The sequence below is a fragment of the Enterococcus sp. SB12 genome, assembly GCF_030910025.2.
GTDB classification, from domain to species: Bacteria; Bacillota; Bacilli; order Lactobacillales; family Enterococcaceae; genus Enterococcus_B; species Enterococcus_B faecium.
The window spans coordinates 666,226-679,241 of record NZ_CP175675.1 but is presented as its reverse complement, the minus strand read 5'-3'; the positions used below and the strand labels follow the sequence as shown (position 1 = coordinate 679,241).

Annotated in this window: 10 protein-coding genes, 1 pseudogene and 1 other annotated feature; of the genes and pseudogenes, 3 read left to right on the top strand and 8 right to left on the bottom strand. The window is 37.0% G+C overall.

Annotated elements, in window-relative coordinates; translation table 11 throughout:
• Positions 1-46: 46 nt before the first annotated feature.
• The 3 genes and pseudogenes from RBL01_RS03250 to RBL01_RS03240 all read right to left on the bottom strand — a co-directional run.
• A pseudogene (locus RBL01_RS03250) lies at positions 47-703 on the bottom strand (LytR/AlgR family response regulator transcription factor); the annotation flags it as partial.
• 246 nt (positions 704-949) lie between these two features.
• Positions 950-1,786, bottom strand: a complete 837-nt coding sequence (locus tag RBL01_RS03245; protein WP_038809692.1) for a TIGR03943 family putative permease subunit — start codon at positions 1,784-1,786, stop codon at positions 950-952.
• A gap of 10 nt (positions 1,787-1,796) precedes the next feature.
• A complete protein-coding gene (locus tag RBL01_RS03240) occupies positions 1,797-2,726 on the bottom strand; it encodes a permease (protein WP_002317921.1) in 930 nt (309 codons plus the stop codon).
• Positions 2,727-2,918: 192 nt separating this feature from the next.
• Between RBL01_RS03240 and RBL01_RS03235 the strand changes: the two genes are divergently transcribed.
• The gene (locus tag RBL01_RS03235) at positions 2,919-3,272 is read left to right on the top strand and encodes a thioredoxin family protein (RefSeq protein ID WP_002317922.1); all 354 of its coding nucleotides are present in this window, start codon (positions 2,919-2,921) and stop codon (positions 3,270-3,272) included.
• A gap of 73 nt (positions 3,273-3,345) precedes the next feature.
• On the opposite strand, the gene RBL01_RS03230 is transcribed toward RBL01_RS03235, so the two are convergent.
• Positions 3,346-4,002 (bottom strand): redox-sensing transcriptional repressor Rex, encoded by a 657-nt coding sequence (locus tag RBL01_RS03230; protein ID WP_002317923.1) that lies wholly within the window; start codon positions 4,000-4,002, stop codon positions 3,346-3,348.
• A 225-nt stretch (positions 4,003-4,227) separates the two neighbouring features.
• Here RBL01_RS03230 and RBL01_RS03225 point away from each other — a divergent pair, with 225 nt between their 5' ends.
• Positions 4,228-6,162, top strand: a complete 1,935-nt coding sequence (locus RBL01_RS03225; protein ID WP_010728839.1) for an ABC-F family ATP-binding cassette domain-containing protein — start codon at positions 4,228-4,230, stop codon at positions 6,160-6,162.
• 194 nt (positions 6,163-6,356) lie between these two features.
• The gene (locus tag RBL01_RS03220; protein WP_010728840.1) at positions 6,357-7,970 is read left to right on the top strand and encodes an FAD-dependent oxidoreductase; all 1,614 of its coding nucleotides are present in this window, start codon (positions 6,357-6,359) and stop codon (positions 7,968-7,970) included.
• Between the two features lie 649 nt (positions 7,971-8,619).
• Here the strand turns inward: RBL01_RS03220 and RBL01_RS03215 are convergent.
• The 4 genes from RBL01_RS03215 to RBL01_RS03200 form a co-directional block, all read right to left on the bottom strand.
• Complete coding sequence (locus RBL01_RS03215; RefSeq protein ID WP_002317926.1) at positions 8,620-9,750, bottom strand: 5-methyltetrahydropteroyltriglutamate--homocysteine S-methyltransferase; 1,131 nt, start codon at positions 9,748-9,750, stop codon at positions 8,620-8,622.
• A 60-nt stretch (positions 9,751-9,810) separates the two neighbouring features.
• Positions 9,811-10,038: a binding site (T-box leader), on the bottom strand.
• 271 nt (positions 10,039-10,309) lie between these two features.
• Positions 10,310-11,383: an ABC transporter substrate-binding protein gene (locus tag RBL01_RS03210; RefSeq protein WP_002293464.1), complete on the bottom strand. Its 1,074-nt coding sequence runs from the start codon at positions 11,381-11,383 to the stop codon at positions 10,310-10,312.
• A complete protein-coding gene (locus tag RBL01_RS03205; RefSeq protein ID WP_002287036.1) occupies positions 11,380-12,207 on the bottom strand; it encodes an ABC transporter permease in 828 nt (275 codons plus the stop codon). The genes RBL01_RS03210 and RBL01_RS03205 overlap by 4 nt, the downstream gene beginning before the upstream one ends.
• On the bottom strand, positions 12,208-13,014 hold the full coding sequence (locus tag RBL01_RS03200; RefSeq protein ID WP_002317932.1) for an ABC transporter permease: 807 nt from the start codon (positions 13,012-13,014) through the stop codon (positions 12,208-12,210). It abuts the gene before it with no gap.
• Positions 13,015-13,016 lie beyond the last annotated feature (2 nt).

Here is a 13,016-nt window from a genome sequence, read left to right as displayed (position 1 = left end):
TATTTTGCAGGAGGACAATTTATTTACACAAAATTATTGACGCTCCCGATGTGATGTTTTCAGTATTAATGATATAAGCTTTTAAATCTTTACATAAATACTCATATTCGAGTGACTTTTTATATTTTTTAATTGTGCCGTTTACGAGAATCTCTTCATCTTTCAATACTAGGCCTATTTTATTTTTATAACCTGGCATGCTCATTAGATAAAGGATTTCATCGTAATGGATATAGTGATCGCTATTACCATAACGGACAGTTGTCCACCTTTTTTTCGTAGCATGTTGAACAGGATAGTTTTCTTTTTCTTTCAATAAGTAACTTTGGATGCTTTTTTTATTTTTTTCATAAGTGAATTCTTTTATCAAATAACCACTAGGCGTAATCTTTCGATTAATAACAGTTATTGCTTTATTCGGATGAGACGTTAGATAAACAATTTCACACTTTTCATTCTTTTCTCTAAGCATTTCTCCTAGTTCGATACCGCTATAATAGGCGTTCAAATCGATGTCTAGGAAAAAAATATCTGAGGAATAGATTTCATTATTTTTAATGAATTCAACAAATTGTATAACGTTCAATCCCTGAACGATCTCAAATTTCCAAGGACTTAATAAAATTCTGGATTCTTCCAAAATTTCTACTAGCATTTTTTCAAAAACCAAACTATCATCCAAAATAAATATACGCGTTACCATAAAAAGTACCTCCACTCGATATTTTACTATCAAAATCATTTCATACAACTTTCAACATACATGTTAGGAATAAATTGTAATTCTCTTCACAATCTTTTCCAACACCTTTGAAACCGATATCAAATACTTTCAGGATGCTGCTTCTAAAATAAATATCAAACAAATGAATACATCATGCAAAAAAAGCCAGACAGCCGACGTCCTTGCGTGTCAGCTGTCTGAGCTATGTTTATTTATTTTGTTCTTTTAAAAAGAACGATACACATACTGATTTTTCGGAGCAGAGACTTTCTCAGCGTTTGTAACAACTACAGATGGGATTTCACGCTTGAATGGTTGATAATAGTCTGATTGGATGGTTCCTTCTATTTTATACCATTCATCATTTTTAACCGTTACTCCTTCCGGCATATGCGTCAACAAACCAAAGACTCCTGAATCTGCCACACAATGGATAATGCCGAATCGGAACAAGAAAATATCTGTATTGCTATCGTTCGGTGTTTGGTAAACAAATCCTTCATAGCTGATTTTTTTGCCAATGAATTCGCTAGGGTAATTATAAATTAGCTCCATAACCTCTAAATAGTTTTCATCTGTGATCTCGATAGTTTGCTTATCTCCATACTTTTCTTTCAACTCATTCATTTGGTCTAAGTAGTCTGATTTGTTGAAATAAATACTGGTATCCGGCTTTAAGTATTGTGTCTGCATCTCCGGATCCCCTACTGATTCTTTACTTACTGGGAAATTAAATCCTTTGGCTTCTACGATCGTAGTGTCGAGACTAACTGTTGGAAACAACGTCCCCACGATTACTGGCAAAGCTAGCAGTACATAAGCGATTCCACGTTGATAAGGTTTTGACAACCCATGGTCATGATTGTGCTTGTGTGCCTTTTCCTCTGCTTTTCCGTTTTTGACCCACAAATACAGCTGAACTAAAGCCAAAAGAGCAGATAAAATCATTGAAAGAATAGCTAAGTAGCGATAATGGACATTGATATATTGATCGAGTTTGCCAGAAACTTGCAAGTACATCATCAATTCGAAATACCCAGATAAAATCAAAAACCGCAGCATATTTTCCCTCCTAAATAAATAATGTGAATCCAATAACGCTAAGGGCAATCAGTCCGATCAGCGATAAAATAAAGCGTCCTGTAAAATATCGTTTCATCATCAGTAGATTTTTGATATCGACCATTGGGCCAAAGACCAAAAAGGCAGCTACAGGTGCTGTGCCGAACAGACTTAACAAAGAAGATCCTATAAACGCATCTGCTTCTGAGCAAAGAGACATCGTAAAGGCCAATAACAGCATGATGATAATGGCTAAAATCTTTGTTGAGCCGAGCGTTAGCATAATTCTAGTTGGTAAATAAGTCTGCATCGCAGCTGCGATTAATCCGCCAATGATCAAATAACGACCTGTATCAAAAAATTCGTCGATTGAATGTGTCAACACATGCCCAGTTTGATGGATCAGCTGATTTTTTGGTTCATTATTCTCACTTTGTTCTTCTTCATGGACATGATGATGGTGATTTTCTGCTACTTTATACGTGATTTTTTCTTTCAATACAGAGTCTTTTTGAAAATAGGCAAGCCAGACACCAATCACAAGGGCAACAAAAAAGCTGCCTATCACCCGCCAGCTTGCCATCTGCCAAGAATTGCCAAATGCGATAAAAGTGGAAAAAATCACGATTGGATTGATGATCGGAGCAGTCAGCATAAAAGCAAATGCTGTGTGAACTGGTACGCCTTTTTTAACAAATTGATGAACGATCGGTACGATGCCGCATTCACATGAAGGAAAGAAAAATCCTAAGATCGAACCAGTAAAAATAGAGAAGATACGATTTTCAGGAAGCCATCGCTTCACACGTTCTGGGGTCAAAAATACTTGTAAAGCGCCTGAGATAAGACAACCTAATAATACGAAAGGTAATGCTTCAATAACGATCGATAAGAAAATCGTACTCATCTGCAAAACCGAATTTGGAATAAAAGAAAACATGAGTTTCCTCCTTTTTATTTCTAGTTCATTTGCTTTGCAAATATACGCTTTTATTCAAAAAAAAACAAGTTGCTCTGTAAATTTTTACACAACTCTTATTTTTTACCAAAGCACTTCAATTGACTTTTTCTGTTATTCCCATTAAATTAAGGTCTCATACATATCACTTCTATCATAAAAGGGAGAATAAAAATGAAACAAACCACTAACTTGACTGAAGTTCAAGACATACTGCAACAATCATCCGTTGCCGTCATTTATCTTTCGATGCCTAATTGCAGTGTTTGTCACGCTGTTCGTCCACGACTAGAGGAACTTCTCACACATTATGATATTCCGGCACTTCATTTGGATGCATTTGAAACACCAGAAGTAGCTAGTAAATTTGAAGTGCTGACTGCGCCAGTTGTCCTGATTTTTCATCAAGGAAAAGAAGTCTTTCGGCAAGCACGGTTCATCGACTTTGAAAAAATCCGTTATCTACTAGATGAACTGACAGCAGAAGATGATTCCCTTTCTTATGAAGAAATCTTCCGAACAAAATAATCGTTGTCCAAACAGAAAAAAGCGATTGAACAAGTGAAAGTTTTGCCTTCATTTGTTCAATCGCTTTTTATTTTTATTCTGCTGTATTTTCGGAATGCGCATTTGCGTCAGAATGCAAGAAATAGATCAAGGTTTGCAATTCATTCGTCAAATCAACATTTTGGATCAATACATCTGACGGAGTATTCAATCGAGCAGCGGTAAAGTTCAAGATTCCTTTGATTCCTGCTTCCGTTAACTGATTGACTACTTCTTGTGCTCTTTCAGCGGGTATCGTTAAAATTGCTACTTCGATTTGTTGGATCTTGATTTGTTCTGACATATCTTCCATTGGATAAACGGGGATACCGTCTACGATGCGCCCAACGATTTCCTCATTCACATCAAAAGCACAACTGATACGTATGCTATTACTTTGATGGAATTTGTATTTTAGTAAAGCACTTCCCAAGTTCCCTACACCGATCAGCGCAACATTTGTCAATTGATCGTCGTTTAATGTCTTCGCAAAAAAGTGCATAAGATCTTCTACATCATAACCATACCCACGTTTTCCTAATTCGCCAAAATAAGAAAAATCTCGACGGATCGTTGCACTATCTACTTGAACGGCTTCACTTAATTCAGTTGAAGACACTTTTTTCTTTCCAGCATTATTTAAAATCCTTAAATAGCGATAATACAAAGGCAGTCTTTTAGCTGTCGCCTTTGGAATAATATGATCTTTCACGAAATGACCTCCACGTATTGTCTAATTACATCTTTGATTTCTCCATCATAGCAGTATTTATAGGAAAAAATCAATTCCATTGCTCAGATATTGTGAAATTTTATTCTTTGTTCATTTATTTATCATTTCTGCAAATCTCGCAGTATAATGGAATTTATGGTAGACTACTAATTGAAAAATAGTTTTTTATTTGAGGAGAATTCACAAAGTAGAAAAGAGGATTCCATGATATTATTACAAGCCAATCAGATTGCTCGCCATTTTGGTGCAGAAGTCTTATTTGAAAACATACATTTAGAAATTAGTACAGGCGCTCGTGTCGCTTTAGTTGGCAGAAATGGCGCTGGAAAATCGACTTTATTGAAGATCATTGCTGGAATTGAAGCACCTGGTGAAGGAAAGATCGCTAAAAATAAAACAGCGACTCTCGGATACCTCGCTCAGGACACAGGACTTGATTCCAATGAAACAGTTTGGAACGAGATGCTGAAAGCTTTTGAACAAGTTAGACAAATGGAAGAGCGGATGCGCGAGCTAGAGATTTTCATTAGCGAAGGTACGCCAGACACACCTGCATATACTTCTTATTTAAAAGAATACGACCGGCTGCAACACGATTTTTCAGATCGAAACGGCTATGGTTATGAAAATGAAATTCGTTCCGTATTGCATGGGTTTAAATTCGATTCTTCATTTTATGATCAGAAAATCGATACTTTATCAGGCGGACAGCGCACACGTTTAGCTTTAGCTCGCATGCTTTTGCAACACCCTGACATTTTGATTCTAGATGAACCAACGAACCATTTAGATATCGAGACGCTTTCCTGGCTTGAGAATTATCTGCAAAGCTATACTGGTGCATTATTGATTGTTTCCCATGACCGTTATTTTTTAGATAAAGTAGTCAATGAAGTCTATGAATTAAGCAGAAGAAAAATGCGCCATTACAAAGGTAACTATTCGAAGTATCTAGATTTGAAAGCAGAACAGCTAGCAAGTGAATGGAAGGCTTATGAAAAGCAGCAAACAGAAATCCATAAATTAGAAGACTTCGTTGCTCGGAACCTTGTTCGCGCCTCTACCACAAAACGAGCGCAAAGCCGCAGAAAGACATTAGAAAAAATGGACCGACTGGATCGTCCTCAAGGGAATGAAAAACAAGCAAACTTTCTATTCAGTATAGAAAAGCCTTCTGGAAATGTAGTCTTGCAAATCGAAGATGCCGCTATCGGATATGATAGTGTCACCTTATCTGAACCAATCAATCTAGATATCCGTCGTCAAGAAGCGATTGCTCTAGTAGGTCCGAATGGTATCGGGAAATCGACATTGCTGAAATCAATCATTCACCAGATTCCTTTTATTCGTGGAAAAGAAACGCTAGGGACAAATGTCACCATCGGCTATTACGATCAAGGTCAAGCTGATCTGCATACAAACAAGACGATCCTAGCAGAATTGTGGGATGAGCATCCTACCACTCCAGAAAAAGAGATTCGAAGTGCTTTAGGTGCTTTCTTATTTTCTGGCGAAGATGTAGAAAAACCAATCCCTCTGCTAAGTGGCGGTGAAAAAGCACGGGTTGCTTTAGCCAAATTAGCGATGAACAAAGAAAATTTTTTGATTTTGGATGAACCAACAAACCATTTAGATATTGACAACAAAGAAGTATTAGAAAATGCATTGATCGATTACGACGGCACACTGCTTTTTGTTTCCCATGACCGATATTTCATCAATCGGATCGCGACAAAAGTCGTCGAACTCTCTGAAAATGGCAGCAAAGTCTATCTAGGAGACTATGATTATTATTTAGAGAAAAAGCAGGAAGAAGAAGAAATCGCCGAATTGTTGGCACAAGATGAGCCAGAATCTGCTCCTGCTCCCACGAACAAATCTGACTATTACCAAAGCAAAGAACAGCAAAAGCTTATCCGTAGCCTTCAACGAAAAATTACTCAGGTTGAAGAAGAAATGGCGCGGATCGATGAATGGATCGATCAGTTGGAACAAGAAATGGTCGCGCCAGAAAACCTGGAAGATCACGTAAAACTCAATGAGCTGAACCAAGATTTAGAAGCTGCTAGACAAGATCAAGAAACAAAATTGACGGAATGGGAAGAACTAAGCTTGGAATTAGAAGAATACGAGAATTAAAAGCCAATGGAAAGAGGTTGTGACAGCACTGTTGTCATAGCCTCTTTCTTTTTTATGCAGAAACATAGCGAAACCGTTCTCTTTTTTCTTACTATTTTTCTCTACTGACAAAATAAACAATAATTTTCCGGCACAATTATTTGCTGTTTTTTGCCATAACATAGTACGATCAACATAGAAAAGGAGATGTTTTTATGAAAGTTGTTGTCATTGGCGGTGTAGCTGGCGGTCCTTCATTTGCCACTCGTTTCCGTCGATTGAATGAAGCACACGAAATCATTATCTATGAACGCGGAGAGAATATTTCTTACGCAAGTTGTGCTTTGCCTTATTATTTAGGTGGTGTGATCACGGACCGTGACTCGCTGATCGAACGTACACCAGAAATATTGAAAACAAAAAACAACATCGACGTATTTACTAAACACGAAGTAACAGCAATCGATCCTTCTACTAAGCGATTAACAGTTAAAGACCTATCCACAAATGAAGAAACAAAAACAGATTACGATAAGTTGATCATCTCTTCTGGTGCTAGACCAGATTATCCGGATATTCCCGGAGTTTTTGAAGCAGAAAACGGCTTTGTCCTCCGTAGTGTGACGGATGCGGATCGAATCAAATCGTTCCTTGAAGAAAAAAATCCACAACATGTCGTCATTCTTGGTGCAGGTGTTATGGGTCTGGAATTAGCTGAGAATTTCAAGCATCGCGGCTTAGACGTGACTTTAATCGATCAATTGCCACAAGTCGCTTTCCCTTATGATCCAGAAATTGCTAATTTAGTTTATGACAAATTGCTGAAAGAAGGATTAGCCGTTCATTTAGAAACAAGAGTTACTGAGATCCGTGATAAAGGTCGAGAAATAATATTATCAGATGGCTCCGTCCTTTCTGCTGATATGCTAATTTTTGCTGTTGGTGTTTCTCCGAATAATGAAGTGGTGAAAGCAGCCGGCATAAAATTATCTGATACAGGACAGATCATTGTCGATGACCAGTTACAAACCAATCTTCCGGACATCTATGCGATTGGCGATATTATCGAAACAACTAGTGTAGTGACTGGTCAGCCGATCCAAAGTATGCTTTCCAGTGCGGCCAATCGTCAAGGACACATGTTGGCAGATATTTTAAATGGTACGCCTATGCGCTATCGCGGATATATTGGTGCAGGTGTCGCAAAAATCTTTGATCATACAGCAAGTTATGCTGGAATGACAGAACATGCACTAAAAGCATCAGGCATAACAAATTATAAAACTGTTTTTATCACTCCTTTTGACCATGCCTATTTCTATCCAGGAGCTACAAGATTAAATCTAAAGCTGATTTTTGATGCAGATAGCGGTCGTATTTTAGGTGGACAAGCATTTGGAGAAAAAGGTGTCGATAAACGGATGGGAGAACTTTCTGTAGCGATCACCGGAAACTTGACAGTCTTTGATTTGCCCGATTTGGAGTTGCCTTACTCTCCACCGTATTCTACTACCCGTGATCCGTTGAATATAGCTGGTTATGTCGCAATCAATCAAATGACGAATATCGTAGAAACGATCAAAGCAAGTGATATACCCGAAAACGATTTGAAAGAAGCGTTCTTTTTAGACATACGTGAACCTAATAAAGCACCTTCTGGCAGTATCTCGGCAACAAAAAATATTCCAATGAATGAGTTACGAGATCGAATCAATGAAATCCCAAAAGATAAAAAAATTTATATTACTTTCAGAAGAGGATTGAATACTTATACTTCTGCCCGAATCTTGGCAGGTTTGGGTATCAAAGCGGTTTTGATTGAAGAATAAAAAAACGACCGCGGTGGGTAGCCGCGGTCTAGGAGTTATTTTTACTTGAGGAGTAAAAATGAAAAAGTATATAGGGTTGTTGGTTGGTATGTATATAGAATAGAAGATAAATGTGAAGAAATTGTGCATTATTTCTTCACATTTATTAGGTTATAGTTTAAGAAAGTTTAAACATTGCGCAATTTAATTATTTTAGCTGTTTCTTTTCATAAAAAAACATGTTGTGACTCTGAGACAAATCATAGTCCATAGTGATGTCTCTAGAGTAACTACGCCTAATATTACGAGGCATCATATTAATCTATCAGCACTAGTACCTAAACTAGCATCCCTTTCGAATATTTTTTCTTATGTAATAAAGTTTGCTTTCACTCCTCTAATCTCACCAAATCGACTGGCTTACGTTGTGTGATACTAGGAACTGATTTGTTTAGAACGACTTTTCTATTGTAATCATATTTTTCGCCATCCTCGTTGTCTTCTAATCCTTCAACGAATGATCCCTAATGTGTGTATTAAGTAATTTAATTTTTTTGTTCCTATTTATTTAACAAATAAATAATATAAAAGGTAAATAAAAAAGAGTGGATTTCTCCACTCCATGAAAAGCCGACTTTTTGGGACGCTTTTTTTGCCAAGCCTCACATTTTTATAGCCAAACTTCTTTTGCGACTTGCTGCAATAATTGGATTTTCTTCCATTGTTCTTCTTCTGTTAAATGGTTTCCTTCTTCTGTTGAAGCAAACCCACATTGAGGACTGATACTTAGATTTTCCAATGGTACAAATTGTTGTGCTTCTTTTATTCGTTCTTTTGTTTTCTCCGTATCTTCCAAATCTGGAAACTTAGAAGTAACTAATCCTAAAACAACTTTACTTTCTTTGTTACTCCAATGTCTTAAAGGAGTAAAATCTCCTGCTCGGTCAGAATCGTATTCCAAAAAGAAACCATCATAATTTGTTGAAAACAACTCTTCTGCAATGGGTTCATATCCACCGGAAAACAGCCAAGAAGAAGCGTGATTCCCGCGGCAGATATGTGTTGTGATCGTCAAATCTTCTGGTTTGTCTTCCAGTGCGTTATTGATAATCTCTGTACAAATATGGGCCATTTCTTTCGGATCAATTCCTTTTTGAAGAAGTGCTTCTCTTTTAGTTTGATCAGCTAGAAACGCCCAATTTGTATCATCGAATTGCAGGTAACGGCAACCTTTTTCATAAAAAGCATGAATCGCTGATTTGTAAGTAGAGGACAAGTCCTCATAAAAATCAGATAGATCAGGATAAATCTCCTTGATTTTTGAAGAACCATCATTAGATAGGATCTCTTGTCGTAAAATCATCGTGGGACTAGGGATCGTTGCTTTTGCAACAAAAGTATCATCTGTTTCCACTACTTCTTTCAGAAAAGCAAAATCTTTTAAAAATGGGTGATTTGGATTGAAAGATAATTTATCTACTACCCGAATATTATAAGCTGGTGCTGCTTTTCCGTGGAATGTTTGATTATATCCAGTTTCTGGAACATAGCCTTCGATACCATTTAGTTCTTCTAAAAAATCAAGATGCCAAAATCCACGCCGAAATTCACCATCTGTAATTCCTTTGATGCCGACTGCTTTTTGGTCTTCCACTAATTTTTTTATTTCCTGGTCTTCGATTGCACGAAGTTCTTCTTTTGAAAGTAAGCCTTCTTGAACTTTTTTTCTTGCTTCTTTGATCGATTGCGGGCGTAAGAAACTTCCGACATGATCTACTGTAAATGGTCTATTTTTACTCATTTCACTCACTCTTTTCTTTGTTTTTTTGTAAAAAAAAATCCTTTTACTAGCAAATACTAGTAAAAGGACGATTATACTCGTGGTACCACCTTTTTTCAGAAAAAACATTCTTTCTCTCAGCCTGACAATAAAATCAGTGGTCTTGGTAACGAAAGACTGTTCGTTTTTGCCTACCTTTCGACAAAAAATCCTCTAAGGCCATTTTCGACAGTCAACTTCTAGCTTTTTACACCAACCAAAGCCTCTCTTGAACCATTTTCTGTCTACTTTCCTTCTCATCGGATACTATTAGAATAAAATTAGAATAGCATGTTTGAAAGAAAAGTCAATAGGGAATAAGAACAAACAAAAACTAATTTGTTATTCTTAGTAATTTGTTTGTGGAATACAATAAAGCTTTTCTAATATGATAATTGTTCAGTCATCCTTTCATCTTAGATCACTTCCTTAAAATGATCATACCCGTTTCAACCACATAAAAAAGGACTTAATTTTGAAAAATTTCCCATCAAAACTAAGTCCTTTTTATTATAGTTATGCAAATTTGCTTATTTTCTCGCTATTTCCGATACATCTTGAATTCTAAGAATAGGTCATTATAGATGCCTAGGTATTTCGATCCTAGATCTTCGTAGACTTCAAGATGGGAGATCGTGTCATCAGATGGATAGAATTGTTCATCCGACGAAATGTCTTTTGGCAATAACGCTTTTGCTTTTTCATTTGGTGTAGAATAACCAATATACTCTGCATTTTGTGCCGCATTTTCCGGTTCTAGCATAAAGTTGATGAAATCATAGGCACCTTCTTTATTTTTCACGGTTTTTGGCATAACGATATTATCAAACCAAAGATTGGAACCTTCTGGTGGGATTACGTAATGTAAATGTTCATTTTCCCACATCATATCGGCAGCTTCGCCAGAAAATGTCACTGCCACGGAGGCTTCTTCATTGATCATATACATTTTGATCTCATCTGCCACGATTGCTTTGACATTTGGCGTTAAATGATTCAATTTATTTGCTGCTTCTGTCAGCTGTGCCATATTCTTACTATTCAAAGAATAGCCTAAACTATTCAAAGAAAGCCCCATAACTTCTCGTGCACCGTCAATCAGCATCAAACTGTCTTTTAATTCCGGCTTCCACAAATCATCCCAATGCTTAATTTGATCTGCATCAAAGAATTTATCGTTATATACGATCCCTAAAGTTCCCCAAAAATATGGAATCGAATACTGATTATCTGGATCAAAATCCAAGTCTAAAAATCGTGGATCAATATTATTTAATCCTTTGATCTTCGAATGATCTAATGGAAGTACTAGTTTTTCTTTGATCATTTTTTGGATCATATATTCACTTGGTATAGCGATGTCGTAGTTTGTCCCACCTTGCTGGATTTTTGTGAACATCGCTTCATTAGAATCAAATGTTTCATAATTCACTTTGTATCCATATTCTTTTTCAAATTTCGTGATCAAACTAGGATCGATATAATCTCCCCAGTTATAGATGGTAAGTACCTTTGCTCCACTCATGCCACTTGTTTTTTCAAGTTGACGAACACCAAGCAGCAGCACCGCAATAATGATGAGAATACCTAAAAACAGAGATTGTAATTTTTTCATCGCAGCCGTGCCACCCCCTCGCGTACTCTTCTGTTTTTCTTCAGCCGTTTTGGACGGTTTTCTTTACTAATGAAGTAGTATCCAATGACCAATATCATGGAGAACAAGAAAACTAACGCACTTAGCGCATTGATTTCTAAACTGATTCCTTGTCTTGCACGAGAATAAATCTCTACTGAGAGCGTCGTAAAGCCATTTCCTGTGACGAAAAACGTAACCGCAAAATCATCAAGAGAATAGGTAAATGCCATAAAATATCCAGCTATGATTCCTGGAGAAAGATAAGGCAAAATGATATTTTTGACTACTTGGAAATTATTAGCACCAAGATCTCTAGCCGCATCAACCATTGAATCGTTCATTTCCTGCAATTTTGGCAAGACCATCAAGACGACGATTGGAATGCTGAAAGCAATATGGGAAAGCAATACACTCTGAAAACCTAATCCGAATCCTAGTAGTGTAAAGAAAATCAAGAAACTAGCACCGATAATAACATCAGGAGAGACTAATAAGATGTTATTCATGCTCAACAACGCTGTCCGTGCACGTCGTTTCTTCGTGTAATAGATCCCCATAGCCCCAAATGTCCCGATGATCGTGGCGATCAATGCAGATAAGAAAGCCAGCATGAACGTATTCAATACGATAATGATCAAACGTGTATCTTCAAAAACAGCTTCATAATTTTCCCAAGTAAATCCTGTAAAGCTGTTCATCGTTCCTCCTTCATTGAAGGAATAAAAAATCAGATAGAAGATCGGTGCATATAAGAATAAAAAAACAATCCCTAAATAAAGATACGACCATTTAAATTTTTTCATTTATGAGCGACCTCCTTTTTTCTTCTCGCCTGTCAGGAGCATCACGATGAACATAGCAATGATTAAAATCACACCGATTGTAGAACCCATCCCCCAGTTTTGTGTAACCAAGAAATGCTGTTCGATAGCCGTTCCTAAAGTGATCACCCGATTTCCGCCAATCAGACGAGTCAGCATGAATAAAGAAAGAGAAGGAATAAATACTGCTTGGACACCACTTTTCACACCATTTAATGATAACGGAAAAATCACTCGTCGGAAGGTCTCAAAGCTATTCGCGCCTAAATCTCTACTAGCACTGATCAAAGAAGGATTCATCTCTTCCAATGCATTGAAAATTGGCATAATCATAAATGGAATCTCGATATACGTTGCCACGAACAGAAAACTGAAGTCTGTGAATAATATCTGTTTCGGCCCGATCCCGATAAAATCAAAGAAATGATTCACGCTGCCGTGCACACTGAAAATCCCAATAAATGCGTAAGCTTTAAGCAGCAGATTCACCCATGTAGGCAAAATAATCAGCATCAGCCATAATTGCTTGTGCTTCAGTTTTGTTAAAAAATAAGCAGTCGGGTAACTGATGATCAGCGTGAAAAACGTGATCAAAAATGCATACCATACAGAATTGATCGTCATAGAAAGCGATGTCCCCGACGTAAAATAAGATAGATAATTATTCAGCGTGAATTGCCCATTCATATCAAAAAAAGATTGATAAATGATCATTAATACAGGCGCGATCACGAATAAACCGATCCACAAAATATAAGGGACGGAATAGATCCTGCGCATTGTTTTCATTC

Excerpts from the sequence above, each read along its gene's own strand:
- RBL01_RS03220 (WP_010728840.1), top strand. The coding sequence starts at position 6,357 with ATGAAAGTTGTTGTCATTGGCGGTGTAGCTGGCGGTCCTTCATTTGCC.
- RBL01_RS03235 (WP_002317922.1), top strand. The coding sequence starts at position 2,919 with ATGAAACAAACCACTAACTTGACTGAAGTTCAAGACATACTGCAACAA.
- RBL01_RS03210 (WP_002293464.1), bottom strand. The coding sequence starts at position 11,383 with ATGAAAAAATTACAATCTCTGTTTTTAGGTATTCTCATCATTATTGCG.
- RBL01_RS03200 (WP_002317932.1), bottom strand. The coding sequence starts at position 13,014 with ATGAAAACAATGCGCAGGATCTATTCCGTCCCTTATATTTTGTGGATC.
- RBL01_RS03215 (WP_002317926.1), bottom strand. The coding sequence starts at position 9,750 with ATGAGTAAAAATAGACCATTTACAGTAGATCATGTCGGAAGTTTCTTA.
- RBL01_RS03205 (WP_002287036.1), bottom strand. The coding sequence starts at position 12,207 with ATGAAAAAATTTAAATGGTCGTATCTTTATTTAGGGATTGTTTTTTTA.
- RBL01_RS03225 (WP_010728839.1), top strand. The coding sequence starts at position 4,228 with ATGATATTATTACAAGCCAATCAGATTGCTCGCCATTTTGGTGCAGAA.
- RBL01_RS03240 (WP_002317921.1), bottom strand. The coding sequence starts at position 2,726 with ATGTTTTCTTTTATTCCAAATTCGGTTTTGCAGATGAGTACGATTTTC.
- RBL01_RS03245 (WP_038809692.1), bottom strand. The coding sequence starts at position 1,786 with ATGCTGCGGTTTTTGATTTTATCTGGGTATTTCGAATTGATGATGTAC.